This window comes from Allorhizobium borbori, assembly GCF_014196535.1.
GTDB classification, from domain to species: Bacteria; Pseudomonadota; Alphaproteobacteria; order Rhizobiales; family Rhizobiaceae; genus Ectorhizobium; species Ectorhizobium borbori.
The window spans coordinates 365813-389491 of record NZ_JACIDU010000002.1 but is presented as its reverse complement, the minus strand read 5'-3'; the positions used below and the strand labels follow the sequence as shown (position 1 = coordinate 389491).

Below are 23679 nucleotides of genomic sequence, written 5' to 3'. Positions count from 1 at the left end.
TCCTTCTCTCCCGGGAGAAGGTGCCTGCAGGCGGATGAGGGGGCTTTGCACCGCTTCTTGAAGGGATTTTCTGATGAACATAGCCGTAAAGCCCGTCGCCCGCGTTCGCGCGATCAACTGGAACCGCATCGAGGACGACAAGGATCTGGAGGTCTGGAACCGGCTGACCTCGAATTTCTGGTTGCCAGAAAAAGTGCCGCTGTCGAATGACATTCCCTCCTGGGCAACGCTGAAACCGGAAGAGCAGCAGCTTACCATCCGCGTTTTCACCGGGCTGACGTTGCTCGACACGATCCAGAACGGTGTCGGCGCGGTGCGCTTGATGGAAGACAGCGTGACGCCGCATGAGGAGGCGGTGCTGTCCAATGTCTCGTTCATGGAGGCGGTCCATGCCCGTTCCTATTCCTCCATCTTTTCCACGCTCTGCTCCACAGCGGATGTGGATGACGCCTATCGCTGGTCGGAGGAAAACGAGTTCCTGCAAAGGAAGGCAGCGCTCATCATGCGCGAATATGACAGCGGCCATCCGCTCAAAAAGAAGGTGGCGAGCGTCTTCCTCGAAAGCTTCCTGTTCTATTCCGGCTTCTACCTGCCGATGTTCTGGTCCAGCCGGGCGAAACTTACCAACACCGCCGATCTCATCCGTCTCATCATTCGTGACGAGGCCGTGCACGGCTATTACATCGGCTACAAGTTCCAGCGCGCGCTGGACCGGCTTTCCGAAGCCGAGCGTCAGGACATCAAGGATTTCGCCTTCGATCTGCTGCTGGAGCTTTACGACAACGAGGCGAAATACACCGAGGCGCTCTATGATGGTGTCGGACTGACCGAGGACGTGAAGAAGTTCCTGCACTACAACGCCAACAAGGCGCTGATGAACCTTGGCTATGAAGCGCTGTTTCCGGCCGAGGCCTGCAAGGTCAATCCGGCGATCCTTTCGGCGCTGTCACCCAATGCCGATGAAAACCACGACTTCTTCTCCGGTTCCGGATCGTCCTATGTCATGGGCAAGGCGGTTGCGACCGAAGACGAAGACTGGGATTTCTGAGCGGGCTGATCAAATCCGGTCATGACGGTCGAAAGGAGGGGGCGGAAATTGCCGGCCCCTCTACTCCGCGCGCACGAAAAGCCGTTCGTTCACGCGCGACGTCGTGAGGATAAAATCCATGACCGAGCGGATGCGCGGCACGTCGGCCAGATCCTGGTGGCAGGTCAGCCAGTAGCCACGGCGAAGCTCGACATCGTCGGGCAGCACCATTTCCAGTTCCGGAAAGCGTTCGGCGATGTAGCGCGGCAGGATGCACAGTCCCCGACCGCCGCGGGTGGCCGTCAACTGTGCAAAAATGCTCGATGACTGGAAGCTGGCCCGCAAGCCGGTGTGAACGTCGCGGAGATAGTCCAGCCCCGGCGAGAAGATCATGTCCTGCACATAACCGATGAAGAAGTGCCCGAGCAGATCTTCCTTGCCGGTGATCGGCGGCTTGCCGGTGAGGTAGGAGCGCGCCGCATAGATATGCAGCGTGTAGTCCATCACCTTTTCGCTGACATAGGGCCCGGCCTTGGGCGGGTCGAGCGTGACCGCCACGTCGGCTTCCTTGCGCGAAAGCGCCATGATCTGCTGGATGGTGATGAGTTCCACCGTGATGTTCGGGTGGGAAACGGCGAGGTCCTTCAGTCTTTCGACGAAGAAAAAGTTGGAAAACCCTTCCGGCGCGCTGATGCGGACCACGCCACGCAGCAGGCTTCCGCCTTCGGAAATATCCGACTGCAAACGTTCGGCTTCGGCCTCGATCCGCTCCACCGTTTCCACCAGCCGGCGGCCCACCGTCGTCAGCTCATAGCCGCGCGGATTGCGCTCGAAGAGCTTGGCTTTCAAGGTGAATTCGAGCCGGTCGATGCGCCGGGACACAGTTGCGTGACTGGTGCGCAGCGTGCGTGCCGCACTGGAGAGCTGGCCGGTGCGCGCAACGGCCAGAAAATATTGGAGATCGTCCCAGGTGAAGGGGGTCAATATAGCCTCATCTGTTCAAAAATGAACGGAACCTGTTCGCAATTTGATGAGGCCTTGCTCTTGTGTCAACGCCGGATTTTGTCAAGTCTACGGTCCGGAAGCGCTGCTTTGAGGAGAGCGGCGAGACCTCACAGGTTCCAGACCGGGAGAGACGGAAACAGGGTTTTCGTTCGGAATTGGACCGAAGTGGATTTTTGACACGCTATCGATCTCTGGGAGGAGAAGTCATGCGTAAGAGCATTCTGTTGTCCACGGCCATCGCTCTGGCGGCCGGTACTGCCGCTCATGCCGCCGATATTTCGGACGGCAAGGTCAAGATCGGCATCCTGAACGACCAGTCCGGCGTCTACGCCAACTTCGGCGGCAAGTATTCCTACGAGGCCGCGAAAATGGCCGTGGAAGATTTTGGCGGCAAGGTGCTGGGCGCACCGGTGGAAGTGGTGACCGCCGACCACCAGAACAAGGCGGACGTCGCCTCGAACATTGCCCGCCAGTGGTACGACACCGAACAGGTGGACAGCATCATGGAACTGACGTCCTCGTCGGTCGGCCTTGCTGTGCAGGCGCTGTCGAAGGACAAGAAGAAGATCACCATCAATACCGGTGCCGCAACGACGGAACTCACCGGCAAGCAGTGCACGCCCTACGGTTTCCACTGGGCCTATGACACCTATTCGCTCGCAGTCGGCACCGGCGGCGCGCTGGTGAAGCAGGGCGGCGATAGCTGGTTCTTCCTGACCGCCGACTATGCCTTCGGTTACTCGCTGGAAGAAAACACCGCCAACTTCGTCAAGGCCAATGGCGGCAAGGTGCTCGGCTCCGTCCGCCATCCGCTCGCCTCGACGGACTATTCCTCGTTCCTGCTGCAGGCCCAGTCTTCCGGCGCCAAGGTCATCGGTCTGGCGAATGCCGGTCTCGACACTTCCAACGCCATCAAGCAGGCGGCTGAATTCGGCATCGTCGCGGGCGGCCAGCGTCTTGCGGCTCTTCTCTTCACGCTGGCCGAGGTCCACGGTCTCGGTCTGGAAGCTGCACAGGGCCTGACGCTGACGGAAGGCTTCTACTGGAACCGTGACGACGAATCCCGCAAGTTCGGCGAACGCTTCTTCAAGCGCACGGGCGCCATGCCGAACATGGTTCATGCCGGCACCTATTCCGCCGTCACTTCCTATCTCAAGGCCATCGACAAGGCCGGCACGGATGATGCCGATGCCGTTGCCAAGGCGCTGAAGGAACTGCCCGTCAACGACGTCTTCACCAAGGATGGCCATGTCGGCGCGAATGGCAAGATGATCCACGACATGTATCTGATGCAGGTGAAGAAGCCGGGCGAAAGCGCCACCCCGTGGGATTACTACACGGTTCTCGCCACCATTCCGGGCAAGGAAGCCTTCCTGGATCCGGCCAAGAGCGGCTGCCCGCTGGTCACGCAGTAAGAAAAGGATCGCCCTCATGACGATCGCTCCCGTCCTTCGTACAGAAGAGGAACCCCGCGTCGTGCTTTCGGCGCGCGGTCTCTCCAAGAGTTTCGGCGCTTTTGCCGCCGTGAAGAATGTCGATCTCGACGTTCATCATGCCCGGGTGCATGCGCTGATCGGCCCAAACGGAGCCGGCAAGACCACGGTCTTCAACCTCTTGACCAAGTTCCACCAACCGACGGGCGGAACGATCACCCTCATGGGGGCGGACATCACCAAAACGCCGCCGGACAAGGTGGCGCGCATGGGTCTCGTGCGCTCCTTCCAGATTTCGGCGGTGTTCCCTCATCTGACCGTCCTTGAAAACGTGCGCGTCGCGTTGCAGCGGCCGAACAATCTCGCCACGCAGTTCTGGTTGCCCATGTCTTCGCTCGACCGGCTGAACGCCCGGGCCGAGGAGCTGATCGCCTCGGTTGGCCTGACGCGGGAAAAATATGCGCTGGCCGCCGACCTGTCCTATGGCCGCAAGCGCGTTCTCGAGATCGCCACGACGCTGGCGCTCGACCCGAAAGTGCTTCTGCTCGACGAGCCGATGGCCGGCATGGGCGGGGAGGACGTTTCGCATGTCGCCAATCTCATCCGCGAAGTGGCCAAGACCCGCGCGGTGCTGATGGTTGAGCACAATCTCAAGGTCGTCGCCGATATCTGCCATCACGTCACCGTGCTCCAGCGCGGCGAAATTCTCGCCGAAGGCGACTATGCGACGGTTTCCGCCGATCCGCGTGTTCGCACCGCCTATATGGGCACGGAGGAGGCCTGACATGACCGCCCTTCTCGAAGTTACCAATCTCGAAGCCTGGTATGGTGAAAGCCAGGCGCTCCACGGCGTCGATCTCAAGGTCGGCGAAGGGGAAATGATCACCATTCTCGGCCGCAACGGCGTCGGCAAGACGACGACGCTCAGAACCATCATGGGCATGATCCGCAACCGCAAGGGTTCGATCAGGCTGGCCGGCAAGGACATGCTTTCGGTGCCGCTGCACAAGACAGCCAAGCACGGCATCGGCTTCGTGCCGGAAGAGCGCGGCATATTCGCCACGCTCACCGTCGAGGAAAACCTGATGCTGCCGCCGGTCGTTGCCGCGGGCGGCATGGATCTCGATGAAATCTACGAGCTTTTCCCGAACCTGCTGGAGCGTCGCACCAGCCCCGGCACCAAGCTTTCGGGCGGCGAACAGCAGATGCTGGCGATGGCGCGCATCCTGCGCACCGGCATCAAGGTGCTGTTGCTGGACGAGCCGACCGAAGGCCTTGCGCCGGTCATCGTGCAGCGCATCGGCGAGGTGCTTCAGAAACTCAAGGGCCGCGGCATGACCGTGGTGCTTGTCGAACAGAATTTCCGTTTCGCCGCGAAGATCACGGATCGCTTCTACCTGATGGATCACGGCCAGATGGTCGGTGACTTCCCGGTCAGCGATCTGCCGAACCGCATGGGCGAACTCAACAAGGTGCTGGGGGTTTAACCATGACCATGATCTTCGGCGTTCCGATCCAGGCCCTGCTCGGGCAGCTTCTGGTCGGTCTCATCAACGGCTCCTTCTATGCCATGCTGTCGCTTGGCCTTGCCGTCATCTTCGGCCTTTTGCGCGTCATCAACTTTGCCCATGGCGCGCAGTACATGCTCGGTGCTTTCGTCGCCTATCTCGGCCTGCAATATCTCGGCATCAACTTCTGGGCGGCCCTCGTCATTACGCCGCTGGTGGTGGCGCTGTTCGGTGCGATCATCGAGCGCCTGCTTCTGTCACGTCTCTATGATCTCGATCCGCTCTACGGGCTGCTCTTCACCTTCGGTCTCGCTCTCGTCATCGAAGGCACGTTCCGCTGGCTTTACGGGGCGGCCGGGCAGCCCTATTCGGTTCCCCCGCAGCTTGCCGGCGGTACCAATCTTGGCTTCATGTTCCTGCCGAACTACCGCGCCTTCGTGGTTGTCGTTTCGCTCGTCGGCTGCATTGCCACCTGGGCGCTGATCGAAAAGACCAGGCTCGGCTCCTATCTGCGCGCCGCCACCGAAAACCCGACGCTGGTGCAGGCTTTCGGCATCAACGTGCCCGTGCTCCTGACGCTGACCTACGCGCTCGGCGCCGGTCTGGCCGGTTTCACCGGTGTGCTGGCTGCGCCGATCTATCAGGTGTCGCCGCTCATGGGCACCAATCTCATCATCGTCGTCTTCGCGGTGGTCGTGGTCGGCGGCATGGGCTCCATCATGGGCGCCATCGTCACCGGCTACATGCTCGGCATCGCCGAAGGTCTCACCAAGGTCTTCTATCCGGAAGCCTCCAACATCGTCATCTTCGTCATCATGGCGATCGTGCTGCTCATCCGCCCCGCCGGCCTGTTCGGAAAGGACGCCTGATCATGTCCAAAGCCATCCACTCGCACCACGCTTCGGCGACCGTCTTGCCCGCGGAAGCGCCTGCCGGTCTCGGCCCGGTCAAGATCGGCCTCATGGCCATCGGTCTCGCAGCGCTCATCGCCGCGCCGATGTTCATCTATCCGATCTTCATCATGAAGCTTCTGTGCTTCGCGCTCTTTGCCTGCGCCTTCAACCTGCTGATCGGCTATACCGGGCTTCTGTCCTTCGGCCATGCCGCCTTCTTCGGCGGGGCTGCCTACTTCACGGCGCATGCGGTGAAGGAATGGGGCGTGACGCCGGAAATCGGCATCATCATCGGCATGGCCGGTGCCGCCCTTCTCGGCCTCGTCATCGGCTTCGTCGCCATCCGTCGCCAGGGCATCTACTTCGCCATGATCACGCTGGCGCTGTCGCAGATGTTCTATTTCTTCTCCCTGCAGGCGCCCTTTACCCATGGCGAAGACGGTTTGCAGTCAGTGCCGCGCGGCCACCTGTTCGGCCTGCTCGATCTCAGCGTCCAGACGAACATGTACTACACGGTTCTTGCCGCCTTCGTGATCGTGCTTCTGGTCATCTGGCGCTTCGTCCACTCGCCGTTCGGCATGATCCTGAAGTCGATCCGTGAGAACGAACAGCGCGCCATCTCGCTCGGCTATTCCGTGCAGCACTACAAGCTCGGCGCCTTCGTGATGTCGGCAACGCTCGCCGGTCTCGCTGGCGGTCTCAAGGCGCTGGTTTTCCAGTTCGCCACGCTGACGGACGTGACCTGGCAGATGTCGGGCGAAGTCATCCTGATGACGCTGCTCGGCGGCATCGGCACCATGATCGGCCCGATCTTCGGCGCGGGTCTGGTGGTGACGCTGCAGAACTACCTCGCCACCTCGGATTTCCCCGTCACCATCATCACCGGCCTTGTATTCATGGTCTGCGTTCTGGTGTTCCGTCGGGGGCTGGTGGGTGAATTCTACGCCTCGCGGCTGGGGCGGAAGCTTGGCTTCGAACACCGCCGATAACACCTGAAATCGCAATGCATGGCATGCCCCACCCGCGTCCCCTCTGGACGCGGGAACGGGCCCCCCTTGGAGAAAGACTATGGGCGACTACGATTACATCGTCATCGGAGCAGGCAGTGCCGGCTGCGTTCTGGCGAACCGCCTGTCGAAAGACCCGAACAACCGCGTTTTACTGCTGGAAGCAGGCGGTCGTGACAATTATCACTGGGTCCACATCCCCGTTGGCTATCTCTATTGCATCGACAATCCGCGCACCGACTGGCGCTTCCGCACGGCGGAAGAGCCGGGCCTCAACGGTCGCTCGCTGATCTATCCGCGCGGCAAGGTTCTGGGCGGCTGCTCGTCCATCAACGGCATGATCTACATGCGCGGCCAGGCCCGCGATTATGACCAGTGGCGGCAGCTCGGCTGCGAGGGCTGGGGCTGGGACGATATTTTGCCCTATTTCCTGAAGTCGGAGGACTTCTATCGTGGCAAGAGCGATCTGCACGCCACCGGCGGCGAATGGCGCGTGGAAAAGGCCCGTGTGCGCTGGGCGGTGCTGGACGCCTTCCAGCAGGCCGCGCAGGAAGCCGGTATTCCCGCCACCGACGACTTCAACAAGGGCGACAATGAAGGCGCCGGTTATTTCGACGTGAACCAGAGGGCCGGCTGGCGGTGGAACACGGCCAAGGCGTTCTTGCGGCCTGCGAAGAACCGCGCCAACCTGACCGTTTTAACCAATGCCCATGCCAAGCGGCTCATCATCGAGGGCGATGCCGTCAAGGGCGTCGAGTTCCTGCATGACGGCATTCTGAAGACGGCTCGCGCCCGCAAGGAAACGGTGCTTTCGGCAGGCGCCATCGGTTCGCCGCAGCTTCTGGAACTCTCCGGTGTCGGTCGCGGCGATATTCTGCAGAAGGCCGGCATTGATGTTCGCCACGAAGTCGCCGGCGTCGGTGAAAACCTGCAGGATCATCTGCAACTGCGCATGATCTACAAGGTTTCCGGCGTGCCGACGCTGAACGAGCAGGCTTCCACGCTGTTCGGCAAGGCGAAGATCGGCCTTGAATATGCCCTGAAGCGCTCGGGGCCCATGTCGATGGCGCCGAGCCAGCTCGGGGTCTTCACGCGCTCCTCGCCGGAGAAGGAAACGGCCGATCTCGAATATCATGTCCAGCCGGTGTCGCTCGACAAGTTCGGCGAGCCCGTCCATCCGTTCCCGGCGATGACGGCAAGCGTCTGCAACCTCAGGCCGGAGAGCCGGGGTTCCGTACATGTGAAGGGGCCGGATTTCACGGCCCAGCCGGACATCCGCCCCAACTATCTCTCCACGGAAGGTGACCGGCAGGTGGCGATCAACGCCATTCGGCTGACCCGCCGCATCGTGGCGCAACCGTCCTTCGCGCGGTTCAAGCCGCAGGAATACAAGCCTGGCCCATCCTACGAGAACGACAACGATCTCGTGAAGGCTGCGGGCGATATCGGCACGACGATCTTCCATCCGGTTGGCACGATGCGCATGGGCGTGGACGAGGCGAGCGTGGTCGATCCGCGCCTGCGCTTTCGCCGCCTGAAGGGGCTGCGCGTGGCCGATGCGTCGGTGATGCCGACCATCACCTCCGGAAACACCAATTCACCGACGATCATGATCGCGGAAAAGGCCGCCGACATGATCCTCGCCGACAATCGATAAGGAGCCTCCCATGCATAACATCGCTTTCATCGGTCTTGGAAATATGGGCCTGCCCATGGCCGTCAATCTGGCGAAGGCCGGATATGCGGTGAAGGGCTTCGATCTTTCCGAAACAAGCCGTGCCGCTGCCGAAGCGGAAGGTGTGAGCGCCGTCGCGACGCTGGCCGATGCCGTTTCCGGCGTGGAGGTCATCGTGACCATGCTGCCGAAGGGGGAGCATGTGGTGGCCGTACATGGCGAAATTGTCGGGCTGGTGCCAGCCGGCACGCTGCTCATCGATTGCTCGACGGTGGATGTGGCGAGCGCGAACAAGGCGCATGAGCTGGCCGCTGCCGCCGGTTGCCTCTCTGTCGATGCGCCGGTGTCCGGCGGCACGGGCGGGGCGAAGGGTGCGACGCTGACCTTCATGTGCGGTGGTGCGGATGCAGCCTTCGGCGTCGCAAAGCCCATTCTGGAAAAGATGGGCAAGAAGATCGTGCATTGCGGCGGCGCCGGCGCTGGCCAGGCCGCCAAGATCTGCAACAACATGATCCTGGGCATCTCGATGATCGCGGTGTCGGAAGCCTTTGTTCTTGGTGAGCGCCTTGGCCTCTCCCACCAGGCGCTGTTCGACGTTGCCTCCACGTCTTCCGGCCAGTGCTGGGCGCTCACCTCCTATTGCCCCGTGCCCGGTCCGGTGCCGACCACACCCGCCAATAACGGCTATCGTCCGGGCTTCGCGGCGGCGCTGATGCTGAAGGATCTCAAGCTTTCTCAGGAAGCCGCCAGGACCTCCGGTGCGTCGACGCCGCTGGGTGCCGCCGCTGCCGGTCTCTACGAGGATTTCATCACCGGCGGCAGCGGCGACCGCGATTTCTCGGCCATCGTGGAAATGCTGAGGGGAGGGGAAGAATGAACGCGCACGCCTCCACCGATCTTCTTTGGGTTCCCTCCACCGAGCGCGTCGAAGGTTCCGCCCTCCACGCCTTCGCCAGTCGCACCGCGCGGCTGCATGGCGTTCGCCCCGACGATTACGCCGGCCTGCTCGACTGGTCGATTCGCGAGCCGGATGCCTTCCACGCGATGCTGTGGGATGAGCTCGACATCATCGGCGACAAGGGCGTTTCGGCGTTTACGCCCGGTCCGACGATCCGGGAAGCCGAATTCTATCCCGGTGCGCGGTTGAACTATGCGGAAAATCTGCTGCGCGATGCCGATGATCGCCTTGCCGTGATCGCGCTGCGCGACGATGGCACGCGCCGCACCATCACACGCCGCGCCCTTTATGATGCGGTTTCGCGTCTAGTGCAGGCCCTGGCATCCGCGGGCGTCCGGGAAGGCGACCGCGTGGGCGCTATCGTTACCCATGACCTCGAAGCGATTATCGGCTATCTCGCGGCAAGCGCCATCGGGGCGATCTGGTCGTCCTGCTCACCGGATTTCGGTCCCGCCGGCGCTTCCGACCGGCTTTCGCAGATCGGCCCGAAGGTGCTGATCGCCCTGCCGGAATATGGTTATGCCGGCAAGCGTATCGATGTCGCGCCGACCATTCGCGCCGTGGCCGAAAGTGCTGCGCCGCGGCAGATCGTGCTGATCGGCGACAGTATTCCCGCTTCGCTGGCCGATCTCGGCTGCCTCACGCTCGATGCCTTCGTCGCGCCCTATCAGCCGCAGGCGATTGCCTTCAACCGCCTGCCATTCAAGGCTCCGCTTGCCATCCTCTATTCCTCCGGCACCACCGGCAAGCCGAAGTGCATCACCCATTCCGGCGGCGGCCTTCTGCTTCAGCACATGAAGGAGCAGAAGCTGCAATGCGACATTCGCGCTGGCGAACGCTTCTTCTACTTCACCACCTGCGGCTGGATGATGTGGAACTGGCAGGTCTCCGGTCTGGCGCTCGGCGCAACGCTGGTGACCTATGACGGCAATCCCGGTTATCCGACGCCGGCACGGCTGATCGACCTGATCGATGCTGAAGGTATTGCCACCTTCGGCACCTCTGCCAAGTTCATCGATGCCTGCCTGAAGGCGGGGTTGAAGCCGTGCGAAAGCCACGACCTCTCGACACTGCGGACCATCCTCTCCACGGGGTCGCCGCTGATTGCCCCCTCCTTCGACCATATTTACCGAGACTGGAAGGCGGATGTGCATCTCGCCTCGATTTCGGGTGGCACGGATATCTGCGCCTGTTTCCTCGGCGGCAATCCGCTGCAGGGTGTCCATCGCGGCGAATTGCAGGGCGCCATGCTCGGCATGGATGTCGATACGCTGGACGACGAGGGCCGGTCCGTTTCCGGTGTGGCGGGCGAATTCGTTTGCCGCAACGCGCATCTGTCCATGCCGGTGAAGTTCTGGGGCGACGAGGACGGTTCGCGCTACCGCGCCGCCTATTTCGACCTCTTTCCCGGCATCTGGGCGCAAGGCGATTACGCCGAGAAACGTCCCTCCGGCGGCTACGTCATCCACGGGCGCTCCGACACCGTGCTGAACCCCGGCGGTGTGCGCATCGGTACGGCGGAAATCTATCGTCAGGTCGAAACGGTGGAGATTGTCGAGGAGGCAGTTGCCGTCGGGCAGGATATCGATGGTGACCAGCGCGTCATTCTCTTCGTGTGGCTGAAGGGCGATGCGCCGCTGACGGACGAGCTGGAAAAGACCGTCCGCGCCCGCATCCGGGCCGGTGCGACACCGCGGCACGTTCCGGCGAAGATCATTGCCGTTTCCGCCATTCCGCGCACGCGCTCGGGCAAGATTTCCGAAATCGCCGTGCGCGATACGATCCACGGGCGCGTCGTGAAGAACGCCGATGCGCTTGCCAACCCGGAAGCGCTCGATCTCTTCCGCAACCTGCCGCAATTGAAGGATTAGGCCATGGTGGACCCGAAGGAACCCAAAGTCGCCCTCGTAACCGGCTCGACCAGCGGGATCGGGCTTGCCATTGCACGGCGCTATGCCGAAGCCGGCTATCGCGTGGCGGTGAACGGCATCGAGACACCGGAGAAGGCGGCGAAAGCGCTGGCCACCATCGGCGGAGATACGCCGCACGCGCCGTCCTATTTTGCCGCCAACCTTGCCGACAGCGCGGAAAGCACTGGACTGGCCTCTTCGGTGCTCGAACGCTTCGGACGCATCGACGTTCTCGTCAACAATGCCGGCATCCAGAAGGTGGCGCCCGTCGACGAGCTTGATCCGTTGGATTTCCAGCGGATCGTTGCGGTGTCGCTGGACAGTGCATTCCTGACGATTCGAGCGGCCCTTCCCGGCATGAAGGAACGCGGTTTCGGGCGCATCATCAACATCGCCTCGGCCCACGGGTTGCGTGCCTCGCCGTTCAAGTCCGCCTATGTGGCGACCAAGCATGCCGTGGTCGGTCTTACCAAGACAGTGGCGCTGGAGGTGGCGGAACAGGGCATTACCTGTAACGCGATCTGCCCCGGTTATGTCTGGACACCGCTGGTCGCCGCGCAGGTGGCCGATCAGGCCCGCGTGCACGGCATGAGCGAGGAAGATGTTATCAAGAAGGTGATGCTGGCGCCGCAGCCGACGCGTCGCTTCGTGCAGCCGGAAGAGATTGCGGAGATGGCGTTTTATCTCGCGGGCGAGATGGCGCGCTCCATCACCGGCACGACCATTTCCATCGATGGCGGCTGGACGGCGAAATAGAGGCGATCAACCCGCCTTCTTCTTGCGGGCCTCGGCGATGGCCACCTTCAGCATCTTGTCGTCGAGAACGCCGGCATAGGTGGTGCGTCCGACCACGAAGGAGGGCGTGCCAACGAATTCGAAGGCGGTGGCCTGGCCGTAATTGCGGTCCAGCAGACCGGAAATCTTCTGGTTGTACTTGTTTACGGCGGCGGTGATGTCGTCCATCTTCAGGCCGGCGTCGACAAGGGTCTGCTTGACGCTGTCGGGCGAAAGGCGGCCCTTGAACTTCATCAACGCTTCCATGGCCGTTTCGTAACGGCCGATCTGGGCGGCGCCCAGCGCGGCCTGCGCGGCATAAACCGAGGCATCGCCCAGAATGGGCCAGTCCTTCATCAGAAAGCGAATATTGCCGTCGGCCTTCACCACGTCGCGGATCATCGGATGGTTTTTCTTGCAATAGGGGCACTGGTAATCGAAGAACTCGACCACGGTCACATCGCCCTTGGGGTTGCCAAGGACTGGCGCATCCGGATCGAAAAAGACCGTCTTTTCGGAGATTTCGAGTGCTTGTGCCGCACCGGCACCAAGCGCCGCGAAGGCGAAGGCCGCAGGGGCGGCGGCAATGATCTGTCGGCGGGTCAGCATGGTTCTCGAACTCCTTCGGCGGTGCCGCCTAGATAGGCCTTTCCCTATGTTTCGAGAAGGGGAAAACAGGAACTTCACGCGGTTGTGCGCAACCTTCAGCCAGCGTCGCGCTCTTCCGGCAATCCTGTCTCGATCATCGCCCTGTGGCGCTGGATGATTTCGGTCAGCGCTTCCATCACGGCCCGGACGCGGGGCGAGCGGCGGACGTCCTCGTGGACCAGCAGCCACATATCGCGGGACGGAACATCGTGCCGGCGCAGACACACAATACTGTCGTCATGCGCCGTCAGGAAGAAGGGCAGGACGGCGGCGCCAAGGCCCGCGCGGGTGGCGTGGTAGAGACCGCCGAGATCGCTGGTGCGGAACACGAGCGGGCGTCCCGCCGCATAGTTTCGAAGCCAGATCTGCTGTGGCACATGATCCATGTTCTCCTCGTAGCCGAGCAGAGCCATGTCTTCGACGGCGTGGCGGGCGGCATAGCTGCGCGCGGCGAAGAGGCCGTAGCCGCTCGCCCCCAGCCGGCGGGCCACCAGCGATGCGCCCTCCGGCTTCGTCATGCGGATGGCGATGTCGGCCTCGCGGCGGGTGAGGTTCACCGTTGCGAGATTGCCCGACATCTCCAGCCGGATGCCTGGATGCCGCTCGCGGACAAGACCAAGGCGCGGCACGAGAAAGAAGCTGGCGAAGGCAGGCGGTGCGCTGACGCGTACCGTGCCGGCAATGCCGGTGCGGTCGCCTTCCGCCATGCGCTCGATGGCGATGATGTCGTCACGCAACCGGCTCGCCTGTTCCTTCAGGCGCTCACCCTCCGCCGTCAGCGGATAGCCCTGCGGTAGCCTGTCGAACAGGCGCAGGCCGAGCGCCTGCTCCAGCGCGGCGATGCGGCGGGCAACGGTGGAGTGGTCCACATGCAGGTTGCGCGCCGTGGCGGAAAGGCTCCCTGTTTCCGACAGATCGACGAAAAAGCGCAGGTCGTCCCAATTCATCCTGTGTAAAAATCCCCAAGTAGTGCGCAATATTCGGGAATTTTATGGCAAAATCACCCATGCGAAAAGAGGGCATCCCATCACAGGAGACCCTCACATGACAGAAGTCGTTCGCATTCATGAGGTCGGTGCCGCCGACCGCTTCGTTCTTGAAACCGTGGAAACGCCTGTGCCTGCAACGGGCGAGGTGCTGGTTAGCCAACGCTTTGCCGGCGTCAATTATGTCGATGTCTATCACCGCAGCGGGCTTTATCCGCTGCCGAAGATGCCTGCCATTCTGGGCGTCGAGGGCGCGGGTGTGATCGAGGGGCTCGGACCGGGGGTCGAAGGCCTGTCGGTGGGCGATCGGGTGGCTTATGCCCTGCCGTTTACCGGCGCCTATGCCTCCGCTCGCACCGTGCCGGCGGAGCGCATGATCGTGCTGCCGGAAACAGTCAGCGAGGAGGCGGCAGCCGGCAGCATGCTGCGCGGGGTGACCGCCCATATGCTGCTTCACCGCGTCTTTCCCGTCGGACCGGGCACGACCGTTCTCGTTCACGCGGCGGCGGGCGGGCTTGGCCTCATTCTCTGCCAGTGGGCAAAGCTTCTTGGCGCCACGGTCATCGGCACGGTCGGTTCACCGGAGAAGGCGGAACTCGCGCGCGCGGCCGGCGCGGACCACACCGTGCTTTACCGGGACCGCGACTTCGTGGAGGCCGTTCTGGCCCTGACCGGTGGCAAGGGCGTGAACGTGGCCTATGACGGCATAGGTGGCGAAACACTCGCAAGAACGCTTGAGGCGGTCAGGCCGTTCGGCATGGTTGCCAGCATCGGTCAGGCCGGTGGTCCGGTACCGGCGGTGGAACTGTCGCAGCTTGGGCCGCGTCGTTCGCTCTGCCTGTCGCGCCCGAGCGCCTTCGCCTACATGGCAGACGTTGCTGCCTATCGCGAGGCGGCAACAGCTTTCATTTCGTTGCTGGCGAAGGGAAGTCTCGATGTCCGTATCGGCGCGCGCTATCCGCTGGCCGATGCGCAGCAGGCGCATCTGGATCTGGAGGCCCGTCGCACGGTCGGGTCGATTCTTCTCGTGGTCGATGCCGTGCGCTGAGGTCAGCTTTCTCGAACGCTTCAAGCCGTCGGACGTCTTTTCGTCCGGCGGTTTTGTGTGTTAGGCTTCCTTTGAGCGAGCGGTAACGGTAAATTCGACCCAGATAATGACCGCGGTTTGCTTTCCATGGCCTATGGAATGGCGTAGTCCGCAAACTGTCATACAAATATATCATACCGTTCTGAGTTCGAAACTTTATCATATCGTTGAGCGATGGCTTTCGTATGCCGCTGATGGGAAATGTACAAACGCAACAGGACGATCCGTTGCTTATTGCCGGTGCCATGACACCCGCAATGCTTGTTGCGCATCCGCTGTTTCCGATGGTTGACCGCGATATAGCCGGCCATCTCATTACCATTCATCGGGATACGCCCCGGCTGGCGCGTCTCAAGGCGTCGCACCGCAAATGGTTGATGACGCAATCGATGTATGCGCTTTCGATCCAGAGGCGGGAGGACGATCCGAATTCCGGCCTCAACCCGGCCCGGTTCATCGGCATTGCCACGACCATCGGTGCGGCAAGCCGCAACACGGCGGATGCCTTTCTCAAGGAATTGCTGGCCTACAAATTCCTGCGCGAAGTCGTGCACGGTACCGACAAGCGGATGCGGTTTCTCGAAACGACCGAGGCCAGTGACCGGGCGATGATGAGCTGGTTCATGGGCCATATGCGCGGCCTGGACCGTCTGGACGGTGGTGAGCGCGAGAAGATCTGTGTCGCCGATCCACGCATTTTCCGCCTGGCCCAGCCGCGTGCTGCCGAACGCCTCATTGCCAATCCCGTATGGCGTTATCCGGCTGACAGTATCCGTGCGTTTCTCTTCGCGGAATTCGGCGGTATGATCCTGCATGAACTGATGAACCAGATCGACGCATTCAGCGCGGTCGAAGGCCGTGTTGTCGTTGGTCCCGTTTCCGTGCCGGCGCTGGCGCAGCAGTACGGAATTTCCGTCACCAACATCAAGACCATGTTCAAGAAGACGGAAGAGGCCGGTTTCGTCGGCTGGATCGGTACGCGCGGAAACCGGACGCTCTGGTTGTCGGAGGCCTTTCTGGCGGATTATCTGATGTGGCAGGCGCAGAAGTTTTCCGCGCTGGACGAAGCCTTCCGCTTTGCCCACGCGCGGGTTTCCAGCCTGCCCGCGACAACGCAGGCAGAGATTCTGCTCTTCTCGGCCTGAGCGTTCAGGCCGCCCTTGCGCCGCGGCTTTCAAGAAGCCGGATCAGCGCGCGGGCTTCGGGCGGTGGCCGGCGTTCCTGCCGGCGATAGCCGCTTCCGTCTCGCTCACGCGTCACCAGTCCCATGCCGAACAGGCTTCGGCGCAGGATCGCCGGATCACCGAAATCGTGGTTGGCATTCAGCGTGGCGTTCACCTGCTTCTCATTCATTTCGAGACCGGTGGGCAGGCGCGACCACAGCACCCACAGGCAGAGAGTCTGGATGCCATGGCGTGAAGGCCATTGTCGCAGCCGACCTTCCGGCCCGAACTGGCGGGCAGCGCGCTCGACCAGGTCGTGATCGACCGGTTCCGCTGGCAGCGGTGTGGCCGCCAGCCGTTCACCGGCCGCGTGGGCGGCACGCAGGTGCTGGAAGTTTCGAAAGCCGCTGGAGCGCGCCAGCATGTTCAGCAGGGAGAGATGGCCGGGCGGGGTGTCGCTGGCGGCCAGTTCACGCGAGAGCGTGCGGGCAAAGGCCGAAATATCCTCGGCCATGAGGGGGAAACGGGTTCTGGACATTACAATCATCCATGACGGGCCGGCTTTGAAAGTCGTTGGTCGCTGGCTTACGACGCGGCACCGCGTTCCATGGATCGGGTGATTGCCGTCAATGATGGCAGGTTTAGCTTTCCCTTCCGGGAACAGCGACGCCTTGGTGAACTGCCGACCGGTTGCGGATCTAGCACGGGGCGGTGTTTCGGGCAAGGCGATAGGGGCGCTTCCGGAGCGGGAGGGCAATATCCGGAAGCGCCTTTCCGATCAATGGGTGAGGAAATCGAGCACCAGGCGGTTGAACTTGCCGTGGTGTTCCCATTGCGCCCAGTGACCGCAATTGTTGAAGACGTGAAGTTCCGAGTTCTGGATGCCGGCGACGAGGCGCAGGCCGACATCGAGCGAGACGAACCGGTCGTTGCGCCCCCAGATGATCAGCGTTTCGGCGGCGATTTCGCCGAGGCGATGGCCGACATCAGGGAACTGCCTGGGGTTGGCGGTGGTACTCTTGACGAAGTTTTCCAGATGATCGCGGCGGGCCAGCATGTTGTCGAGGCGCGTCTGGTAGAGTTGTTCCGTCAGTTCGGAGGCGTCATAGACGAAGACGGCCATCATGCGCTTGAGGTTCTCGATGGTCGGATCGCGATAGAGTGCGCCGATCAGCTTGATGCCTTCGGTCGGCATGGGCACGAACGAACTGACGCCACCGGTGCCGCCGCCCATCAGGATGAGTTTGCCGACATTGGCCGGATTGGCCAGGGCGAAGGCAACGGCGCTGTGGCCGCCCATGGAATTGCCGATGACGTGAACGGTGCCGATGCCAAGCTGGTCGACGAGGCCCTTGAGAATGCGGCCGTTCAGCTCCGAGCGTGAACCGGTGCAGACAATGGTGTCGCTCTTGCTCCAGCCGGGGCAATCGAGAAGGATGACGCGAAAACCCGCATCCGTCAGCGGTGTGATGTTGCGGTTGAAGTTGGCCCAGCCGCTGGCGCCGGGGCCCGAGCCATGCAGCATCACCACGGTTTCGCCGCCCGTCTTCGGGTCGCAATCATTGTAGTGGATGTTCAGTTCCTCGTCGCCTTCGCGGATGCGAATGAAACGGCTGGTGGAGGATTCGGTGAATTCCTGACCCATCGGGGACTCCTGCGGCTTGAAAGATGGCGTGCCGGAGGGAGGGCGCGGAACACGGAGACGGGTTTAAGCGGCATGGCGAAACGCCGGGGCCTCCACGGTTGAGCCTCCCCTCTCAACCCGCGTGACCGTTGCTGGTCGCGCTTGACGATTGCTAGCAATGGAAGAGGTTCCCGCGCAATCGCGCGCGCCGTTGTGTGCACAAAGTGCACCAATTGGTCGCTGAGACCGGATTTTACCAGCCCCGGGGCTGTGTCGCTGCCGTCGCTTGTTCACTCAGTGCACGGGGTGGAGTTGCGCATTGTAAGATCGGGATCGGGTTTGTTACCTCTTGGCCCATGCGGTGCCCCGGGAGGCCAGCCTGATGCGCTGGTTAGGGTTCCGCTTCATCTTGAGAAAACCGCCAGAGGCCTGCGCTTGCACGTCGCTGTCGCCCTGCCATCAACCAGCCGGATATCCGTTCGGCGGGCCGGGTTTCACGCGTCTTTCAACACGGCCTCCAGTTTCACTCGCTTTCGGAGGAGACCGAATGTCCAAACTATCCGACCGCTACGATCCGGGGCCGCAGATTGCCCAGTGCGGCACCATCAATCTTGGAACGAAGGATCTCGAAAAATCCCTGTTCTTCTTCCGCGACACGCTCGGCATGGAAGAGGTGGAGCGCCGTGGCAACGTCTCCTACCTGCGTTGCTATCAGGAACTTGGCCACCACTCGCTGGTTCTGACCGAGCAGGACGAGGCCGTCGTCAATTCCTATTCCTTCCGCGTCAAGCGTCCACAGGATGTGGAACTGTTCTACGAAGAACTGAAGAAGCAGGACATGGACGTGCTGGAAATTCCGGCCGGAACCGAAGCCGGTCGCGGCACGGCGATCCGCTTCCTGCTGCCGGGCGGTGATCACCCGTTCGAGCTTTACTACGACATTGAAAAGCCGTTGGCGCCAGAGGCCATGCGCTCGCGCCTGCCGTCGAACTCGTCGAAGCGTCGCGGCCTTGGCGTGCGTCGCATCGACCACTTCAACATCCAGACCTCGCCGTCCACCATCAATCAGGCAGAACAGTGGGTACGCGACAATCTCGGTTTCAAGCGCCGCGAATTTGCCTATCTGCCGGACAGCCCGAAGACCATCATGGCGTCGTGGATGTCGGTGACCCCGCAGGTGCACGACCTCGCCATCGTCGCCAACCGCCTGGAAAAGAAGGCGCAGCTTCACCACGTCGCCTTCAACATGCAGGACTTCTCCGATGTTCTGACGGCGGCCGATACGCTGCGCGATCTGGATGTGTCCTACGGCGTCGGTCCCGGCAAGCACGGCATCGGCCAGGCGATGTATCTCTACGTTCATGACCCAGGTTCCGACCACCGCGTCGAAATCTATGCCGGCGGCTACCTGATCTTCGATCCGGACTGGGAAGCCATCGAATGGAAGAAGGAAGATTTCCCGGAAGGCCTGACCTGGTACGGGGATCCGATCGACACGAGGCCGGGCAGCCGAGGCCGCGACACGACGGGTTCTGCGGGCCTGCATTTCGGGGCAGGTTTCCCGAAGGCTGCCGAGTGAGAACAGAACGCAAGAGGGGGCGGGCAACCGACCCCTTTTTTCAGTTTACAGCGCAATTTGTATCATATTTGCGATATGCATGCGGTCCGGTCGAACGGTTGCATATGCTTCAAATGCCCGCCTCGCGATTGAACCGTCGCCGCGGTGCTTGAAAATTCGCGCTTTTCATATCGTGCACCCGTCATGTGTGAATTCCCCTTCACAAATCCCGTTGCGAAATCAGCAAATTTCGCATTTGACGGATTCGCCAAGCTGTGTTCCTTTCCCCTAAAATTATGGGGGTAGCAATCGGAATGGATCGGGCATGCGTTGCTGGCACTGGGCATGGGGAAACCTGCCGGTTTCCAGGGCAGATCGATGATGTGACGATTGTTCTGGAAGCGCTGGCCAATGCGCAACGGCTCAGGGTGATGGGCATTCTTTTCGCCAACGAGGCCTCATCCGGTTATCTTGCCGAGACGCTTGGCGCCTCCGCTTCGGCGATCTCCCAGCATTTGCGCAGACTGCGGGAGGCCGGGCTGGTCACGACACGTCGCGATGGCCAGATGATCTATTATTCCGCCGATACAACCCGCGCCGAGGCTGTCTATATTGCGCTCGACGAGATCGTCATCGGCTTGGTGCCTCATTCCCGCGACGTGGCGAGATAATCCTCGATCTTGCGGGCGGCGGCATGAAGGGACGCGAGGTATTTCTTGCGTGCCTCTGTCAGCGTGATCGCCGAACGCAGCATCACGATGTTGATACATCCCGCCACCTTGCCGGCATGGAAGACCGGCACGGCCAGCGCCAGGATCTTCTGCTCCGTCTGCCACTCGCCGTTGTTATAGGCGTGCCCGGCCTCGCGGTGCTGGGCAAGCAGTGCCAGCAGCGCATCACGCCCCGGCCCCGTTCCGGAAAAGGGTGAGCCCGGCTGGGCGCCGAGTTGCGCGATCAGGTCGTTTCTTTCTTCTTCATCGCAGAAGGCGAGATAGGCGCGGCCTGCCGCCGTGGTGGCGAGCGGCAGGCGGCGGCGAACGGTGACCTTATGGAACGAAAGGGGTGAGAAACGGTGCGTCGTTTCGCGCACGCGCATGGACAATCCGTCCAGCGTGGCAAAATCCGATGGCCAGACGACCTTGAGCAGAAGCTCGCCCAGAACAGGCGAGGCGGCTTCGGAAATCCATTCCTCCTCGCGGAAACCGTCGCTGAGCGCACGCACGTCATGCGTCAGGCGATAGCTGTCATCCGATGCCGAGCGGCGGAGAATTCCCTCCTTCTGCAGGGTTTCCAGCAGGCGGCGCACGGTGGTGCGGTGCAGTCCCGTCGCTTCGGCCAGTTCGCGGATCGTCGCCCAGCCACCCTCGGCCTGGTTCAGTGCCTTCAGCACGGCCAGACCGCGGGAAAGACCCTGCACCATCTTGTAGGGGGATTCGTCTTTGGTCGTCATTGCGCTCTTTGTTCCCGGTGGTGCACTGAGTGCACAGAACTGACATGACCATTGTCACTTTGGCAATGGTGCTGCTAGCTGTTTTTCATTCTGAAGCGGAAGGAGACCGCCTTCAGGATTTGCCGAGGAGGAGTTCCCAATGATCGTAGACCTTTACCGGGCCTAGCGCCACCGTTTGCATCTGTCGTCGCGCGCCGTGGCCTGGAGCCCGAGCGCTGATGCGTGCGGTTCTGCCGAGCCGCATCTGTTCCGTCCTGCCGGGTATCGACCCTTTTCCGCAAGGCATCGGCCTGCGGTATCGCCGGTTCGTGTCTGTGCGGCAGGTGTTTTCCATTGCCCGGATTTCGGGGCCAGAAGATTTCAGGATTGAGTCCATGTCCGCAAGTTCGCCCGTAAACGCGCCCGCAACCGCGATTGAAACCGCCGCCAAACCGGCGTTTAAGACGGAAGTTCTGATTGTCGGCGCGGGCCCGGTTGGCCTGACGCTGGCCAATTATCTCGGCGGCTACGGTGTCAGGACACTCATCATCGAAAGCCTGCCGCAGTTGATCGATTATCCGCGTGCCATCGGTATCGATGACGAGGCCATGCGCACGATGCAGGGCGTCGGTCTGGCCGACAAGATCGAGCCGCACACCACGCCGCTGCACTGGATGCGCTTCCTCACCGCTTCGGGCCGTTGCTGGGCCTCCATCGAGCCGCGCACGGATGAATTCGGCTGGTCGCGCCGCAACGCCTTCATTCAGCCGCAGGCCGACCGGATTCTCTATGAAGGCCTGTCGCGCTTCCCGCATGTGGAGATCCGCTTCGCCACGCGTTTCGTGACGCAGGAGCAGAATGGCGAGCGCGTACTGGCCACACTGGAGGGACCGGACGGGCACTACACCGTCGAGGCGGATTATGTGGTGGGCGCGGATGGCGGACGCAGCCCGGTGCGTGAATCCCTCGGCCTTGCCTTCGAGGGCGCGACGGCTGCGAACCAGTGGATCGTCATCGATGTCGAAAACGATCCGATCAGCACGCCGAACCTCTATCTCGTCTGCGATCCAAAGCGGCCTTATGTCTCCGCCGCCCTGCCGCACGGCGTGCGCCGCTTCGAATTCATGGTGATGAAGGACGAGACCGAAGAGCATTTCAGCCGCCCGGAGGTCATGCGCGCCCTTCTTTCCAAGGTCATCGAGAAGCCGGAGGAAGCCAAGCTCATCCGTCAGCGCGTTTATAATCACAATGCGCGCCTTGCCAGCCGTTTCCGCGTCGGCCGTGTGCTTCTCGCAGGAGATGCCGCGCATATCATGCCGGTCTGGCAGGGGCAGGGCTATAATTCCGGCATTCGTGATGCCGCCAATCTCGGCTGGAAACTGGCCATGGTGGTCAAGGGCCAGCTTGGTCCCGGCCTGCTCGATACCTACCAGAGCGAACGCCGCGACCACGCCCGCAAGATGATCGACCTCTCGGTCATGGTCGGCAAAGTGTTCAACCCGCCCTATCCCTTCCTCAACACGGTTCGCGATGCCGTCACCCGAGTGCTGAACCTCGTGCCGTCGGTGAAGCGCTACCTTCTGGAAATGCGCTTCAAGCCGATGCCGCGCTTTACCGAAGGCGTTGTCGTGCCGAGCCATGCCGGCGATCCGAAGACGAGCCCGGTGGGGCGTCTCTTCATCCAGCCGCGCGTGCGCAGGGCGACCGGCGAGGTGGTGCGGATGGACGAGGTGATCGGTCCGAACTTCGCGATCATCGCATGGGGCAGCAATCCGATCCAGTATATGGAGCCCGATCAGGTCGCCATGTGGCGTTCGCTCGGCGCCGTCTTCATCAGCGTCAAGCCGGATGTGCAGCTTGGCAGCCGCCCGGACGAGGCGCTCGGCTTCAGAACCGATCCGCTGACAGGCGTCGTCGAGATCGGCGATACGCAGGGGCGGCTCAAGGACTGGTTCGGCAACTGGCCGGAATCGGTGGTCTTCCTGCGGCCCGACCGCGTGGTTGCCGCCACGTCCTCGCCGCTCAGGGTCACGGATGTGTCGCGCGCACTCGCCCACGTCATGGCCTACACGGCCAAGCCAGCCCAGGCGGAAACGCAGGGCACCGCCGTCGCCGCCGAATAACGCACTCGTGAAAATGAAGGGGTGTGGCCATCACCAAGGTCGCCCCCGAAGGAGCAGGATATGGTCGATACAAATCTCGTTGCAACGCTTGCCGCCGAACTCCGTCAGGCCGAGGAGAGCGGCATCGCGATCGCACCGATCCGCACCCGCATGCCCGACGATGGCGGCGAGACGGCCTATGCCGTGCAGCGCCTCAATGTCGAGCATCAGGTGGCGAAGGGTCGCCGCGTCGTTGGTCGCAAGATCGGCCTCACCGCCAAGGCGGTGCAGGCGCAGCTCGGTGTCGACCAGCCCGATTTCGGCACGATCTTCGCCGATACGATCTATGGCGATGATGAGGAAATTCCCTTTGCCCGGCTGTTGCAGCCGAAGGCGGAAGCTGAAGTGGCGCTGGTGCTGAAGGCCGATCTGTCCCACGCGGATGTAACGTTGAGCGAACTCATCCAGGCGGTCGATTTTGCCCTGCCGGCCATCGAGGTGGTGGGCAGCCGCATTGCCGGTTGGGATATCCGCTTCAACGATACGGTGGCCGATAATGCCTCATCCAGCCTCGTCGTGCTTGGCGGTGTGCCCGTGCCGCTCACCGGGCTCGACCTGAAACTTCTGCCGATGACCATGCTGCGTGGCGAGGAGATCGTCTCGAAAGGCTCGGGCGCTGCCTGCCTCGGTCATCCGATCAATGCCGCGCTGTGGCTTGCCCGCAAGATGGCGGGCTTCGGCACGCCGCTCAAGGCCGGCGATCTCATTCTGACCGGCGCGCTCGGCCCGATGGTTCCGGTGGTTGCCGGCGACCGGTTCGAGGCCCGCATCGAAGGGCTCGGCGCGGTGCGCGCCCTTTTCGGAAAACAGGAAGGTTGAGGAGAGCCTTTCT

At 62.1% G+C, this 23679-nt stretch carries 22 protein-coding genes; 16 read left to right on the top strand and 6 right to left on the bottom strand.

All coding sequences use genetic code 11. The annotated features are described in order from the left end of the window. The first annotated feature begins 73 nt into the window (after positions 1-73). Positions 74-1048 carry a class 1b ribonucleoside-diphosphate reductase subunit beta gene (gene nrdF, locus GGQ66_RS03865; RefSeq protein WP_183789574.1) on the top strand — a complete coding sequence of 325 codons (975 nt, stop codon included), beginning with the start codon at positions 74-76 and terminating at the stop codon, positions 1046-1048. A 60-nt stretch (positions 1049-1108) separates the two neighbouring features. On the opposite strand, the gene GGQ66_RS03860 is transcribed toward nrdF, so the two are convergent. Further along, positions 1109-2014, bottom strand: a complete 906-nt coding sequence (locus GGQ66_RS03860) for a LysR family transcriptional regulator (RefSeq protein WP_183789662.1) — start codon at positions 2012-2014, stop codon at positions 1109-1111. A gap of 224 nt (positions 2015-2238) precedes the next feature. Here GGQ66_RS03860 and GGQ66_RS03855 point away from each other — a divergent pair, with 224 nt between their 5' ends. The 9 genes from GGQ66_RS03855 (at position 2239) to GGQ66_RS03815 (ending at position 12172) form a co-directional block, all read left to right on the top strand. Continuing rightward, positions 2239-3447 carry an ABC transporter substrate-binding protein gene (locus tag GGQ66_RS03855; protein WP_183789572.1) on the top strand — a complete coding sequence of 403 codons (1209 nt, stop codon included), beginning with the start codon at positions 2239-2241 and terminating at the stop codon, positions 3445-3447. 16 nt (positions 3448-3463) lie between these two features. Next, positions 3464-4249: an ABC transporter ATP-binding protein gene (locus GGQ66_RS03850; RefSeq protein ID WP_183789570.1), complete on the top strand. Its 786-nt coding sequence runs from the start codon at positions 3464-3466 to the stop codon at positions 4247-4249. A 1-nt stretch (position 4250) separates the two neighbouring features. Next, positions 4251-4952: an ABC transporter ATP-binding protein gene (locus tag GGQ66_RS03845; protein WP_183789568.1), complete on the top strand. Its 702-nt coding sequence runs from the start codon at positions 4251-4253 to the stop codon at positions 4950-4952. Positions 4953-4954: 2 nt separating this feature from the next. Next, positions 4955-5842: a branched-chain amino acid ABC transporter permease gene (locus GGQ66_RS03840; RefSeq protein ID WP_183789566.1), complete on the top strand. Its 888-nt coding sequence runs from the start codon at positions 4955-4957 to the stop codon at positions 5840-5842. A gap of 2 nt (positions 5843-5844) precedes the next feature. Then, positions 5845-6855, top strand: a complete 1011-nt coding sequence (locus tag GGQ66_RS03835; protein ID WP_183789564.1) for a branched-chain amino acid ABC transporter permease — start codon at positions 5845-5847, stop codon at positions 6853-6855. Positions 6856-6934: 79 nt separating this feature from the next. Further along, a complete protein-coding gene (locus GGQ66_RS03830) occupies positions 6935-8530 on the top strand; it encodes a GMC family oxidoreductase (RefSeq protein WP_183789562.1) in 1596 nt (531 codons plus the stop codon). 10 nt (positions 8531-8540) lie between these two features. Beyond that, positions 8541-9425 (top strand): 3-hydroxyisobutyrate dehydrogenase, encoded by an 885-nt coding sequence (gene mmsB / locus GGQ66_RS03825; RefSeq protein WP_183789560.1) that lies wholly within the window; start codon positions 8541-8543, stop codon positions 9423-9425. After that, positions 9422-11377 carry an acetoacetate--CoA ligase gene (locus GGQ66_RS03820; RefSeq protein ID WP_183789558.1) on the top strand — a complete coding sequence of 652 codons (1956 nt, stop codon included), beginning with the start codon at positions 9422-9424 and terminating at the stop codon, positions 11375-11377. The genes mmsB and GGQ66_RS03820 overlap by 4 nt, the downstream gene beginning before the upstream one ends. Before the next feature lie 3 nt (positions 11378-11380). Beyond that, positions 11381-12172 (top strand): 3-hydroxybutyrate dehydrogenase, encoded by a 792-nt coding sequence (locus tag GGQ66_RS03815; RefSeq protein ID WP_183789556.1) that lies wholly within the window; start codon positions 11381-11383, stop codon positions 12170-12172. Between the two features lie 6 nt (positions 12173-12178). On the opposite strand, the gene GGQ66_RS03810 is transcribed toward GGQ66_RS03815, so the two are convergent. Together GGQ66_RS03810 and GGQ66_RS03805 are read right to left on the bottom strand one after the other, a co-directional pair. Continuing rightward, positions 12179-12799: a DsbA family protein gene (locus tag GGQ66_RS03810; protein WP_183789554.1), complete on the bottom strand. Its 621-nt coding sequence runs from the start codon at positions 12797-12799 to the stop codon at positions 12179-12181. 95 nt (positions 12800-12894) lie between these two features. Beyond that, positions 12895-13785 (bottom strand): LysR family transcriptional regulator, encoded by an 891-nt coding sequence (locus GGQ66_RS03805; protein WP_183789552.1) that lies wholly within the window; start codon positions 13783-13785, stop codon positions 12895-12897. 97 nt (positions 13786-13882) lie between these two features. Between GGQ66_RS03805 and GGQ66_RS03800 the strand changes: the two genes are divergently transcribed. Together GGQ66_RS03800 and GGQ66_RS03795 are read left to right on the top strand one after the other, a co-directional pair. After that, a complete protein-coding gene (locus GGQ66_RS03800) occupies positions 13883-14872 on the top strand; it encodes a quinone oxidoreductase family protein (RefSeq protein ID WP_183789550.1) in 990 nt (329 codons plus the stop codon). 266 nt (positions 14873-15138) lie between these two features. After that, a complete protein-coding gene (locus GGQ66_RS03795; RefSeq protein ID WP_183789549.1) occupies positions 15139-16056 on the top strand; it encodes a hypothetical protein in 918 nt (305 codons plus the stop codon). Between the two features lie 4 nt (positions 16057-16060). On the opposite strand, the gene GGQ66_RS03790 is transcribed toward GGQ66_RS03795, so the two are convergent. Both GGQ66_RS03790 and GGQ66_RS03785 read right to left on the bottom strand, forming a co-directional pair. Beyond that, positions 16061-16612 carry a DUF2087 domain-containing protein gene (locus GGQ66_RS03790; RefSeq protein WP_183789547.1) on the bottom strand — a complete coding sequence of 184 codons (552 nt, stop codon included), beginning with the start codon at positions 16610-16612 and terminating at the stop codon, positions 16061-16063. Positions 16613-16852: 240 nt separating this feature from the next. Beyond that, positions 16853-17719: an alpha/beta fold hydrolase gene (locus tag GGQ66_RS03785; protein WP_183789545.1), complete on the bottom strand. Its 867-nt coding sequence runs from the start codon at positions 17717-17719 to the stop codon at positions 16853-16855. 526 nt (positions 17720-18245) lie between these two features. Between GGQ66_RS03785 and GGQ66_RS03780 the strand changes: the two genes are divergently transcribed. Further along, entirely contained in the window at positions 18246-19277 is a 1032-nt protein-coding gene (locus tag GGQ66_RS03780; protein WP_183789543.1) for a VOC family protein, read from the top strand. A gap of 362 nt (positions 19278-19639) precedes the next feature. Next, positions 19640-19927, top strand: coding sequence for an ArsR/SmtB family transcription factor (locus tag GGQ66_RS03775; RefSeq protein WP_210287171.1), 288 nt, complete (start codon positions 19640-19642; stop codon positions 19925-19927). On the opposite strand, the gene GGQ66_RS03770 is transcribed toward GGQ66_RS03775, so the two are convergent. After that, positions 19903-20706: a DNA-binding transcriptional regulator gene (locus GGQ66_RS03770; protein ID WP_183789539.1), complete on the bottom strand. Its 804-nt coding sequence runs from the start codon at positions 20704-20706 to the stop codon at positions 19903-19905. The genes GGQ66_RS03775 and GGQ66_RS03770 overlap by 25 nt on opposite strands. A gap of 374 nt (positions 20707-21080) precedes the next feature. Between GGQ66_RS03770 and GGQ66_RS03765 the strand changes: the two genes are divergently transcribed. Beyond that, positions 21081-22808 (top strand): bifunctional 3-(3-hydroxy-phenyl)propionate/3-hydroxycinnamic acid hydroxylase, encoded by a 1728-nt coding sequence (locus tag GGQ66_RS03765; protein ID WP_183789537.1) that lies wholly within the window; start codon positions 21081-21083, stop codon positions 22806-22808. A gap of 60 nt (positions 22809-22868) precedes the next feature. After that, positions 22869-23666, top strand: coding sequence for a 2-keto-4-pentenoate hydratase (gene mhpD / locus GGQ66_RS03760; RefSeq protein WP_183789535.1), 798 nt, complete (start codon positions 22869-22871; stop codon positions 23664-23666). Positions 23667-23679: the final 13 nt, after the last annotated feature.

Bases quoted from the DNA above. Each gene is read 5' to 3' on its own strand.
- GGQ66_RS03790 (WP_183789547.1), bottom strand. From the start codon at position 16,612: ATGTCCAGAACCCGTTTCCCCCTCATGGCCGAGGATATTTCGGCCTTT.
- GGQ66_RS03770 (WP_183789539.1), bottom strand. From the start codon at position 20,706: ATGACGACCAAAGACGAATCCCCCTACAAGATGGTGCAGGGTCTTTCC.
- GGQ66_RS03810 (WP_183789554.1), bottom strand. From the start codon at position 12,799: ATGCTGACCCGCCGACAGATCATTGCCGCCGCCCCTGCGGCCTTCGCC.
- GGQ66_RS03805 (WP_183789552.1), bottom strand. From the start codon at position 13,785: ATGAATTGGGACGACCTGCGCTTTTTCGTCGATCTGTCGGAAACAGGG.
- GGQ66_RS03785 (WP_183789545.1), bottom strand. From the start codon at position 17,719: ATGGGTCAGGAATTCACCGAATCCTCCACCAGCCGTTTCATTCGCATC.
- GGQ66_RS03840 (WP_183789566.1), top strand. From the start codon at position 4,955: ATGACCATGATCTTCGGCGTTCCGATCCAGGCCCTGCTCGGGCAGCTT.
- mhpD (WP_183789535.1), top strand. From the start codon at position 22,869: ATGGTCGATACAAATCTCGTTGCAACGCTTGCCGCCGAACTCCGTCAG.
- GGQ66_RS03830 (WP_183789562.1), top strand. From the start codon at position 6,935: ATGGGCGACTACGATTACATCGTCATCGGAGCAGGCAGTGCCGGCTGC.
- GGQ66_RS03765 (WP_183789537.1), top strand. From the start codon at position 21,081: ATGTCCGCAAGTTCGCCCGTAAACGCGCCCGCAACCGCGATTGAAACC.
- GGQ66_RS03855 (WP_183789572.1), top strand. From the start codon at position 2,239: ATGCGTAAGAGCATTCTGTTGTCCACGGCCATCGCTCTGGCGGCCGGT.
- nrdF (WP_183789574.1), top strand. From the start codon at position 74: ATGAACATAGCCGTAAAGCCCGTCGCCCGCGTTCGCGCGATCAACTGG.
- GGQ66_RS03780 (WP_183789543.1), top strand. From the start codon at position 18,246: ATGTCCAAACTATCCGACCGCTACGATCCGGGGCCGCAGATTGCCCAG.
- GGQ66_RS03815 (WP_183789556.1), top strand. From the start codon at position 11,381: ATGGTGGACCCGAAGGAACCCAAAGTCGCCCTCGTAACCGGCTCGACC.
- GGQ66_RS03820 (WP_183789558.1), top strand. From the start codon at position 9,422: ATGAACGCGCACGCCTCCACCGATCTTCTTTGGGTTCCCTCCACCGAG.
- mmsB (WP_183789560.1), top strand. From the start codon at position 8,541: ATGCATAACATCGCTTTCATCGGTCTTGGAAATATGGGCCTGCCCATG.
- GGQ66_RS03835 (WP_183789564.1), top strand. From the start codon at position 5,845: ATGTCCAAAGCCATCCACTCGCACCACGCTTCGGCGACCGTCTTGCCC.
- GGQ66_RS03850 (WP_183789570.1), top strand. From the start codon at position 3,464: ATGACGATCGCTCCCGTCCTTCGTACAGAAGAGGAACCCCGCGTCGTG.
- GGQ66_RS03845 (WP_183789568.1), top strand. From the start codon at position 4,251: ATGACCGCCCTTCTCGAAGTTACCAATCTCGAAGCCTGGTATGGTGAA.
- GGQ66_RS03800 (WP_183789550.1), top strand. From the start codon at position 13,883: ATGACAGAAGTCGTTCGCATTCATGAGGTCGGTGCCGCCGACCGCTTC.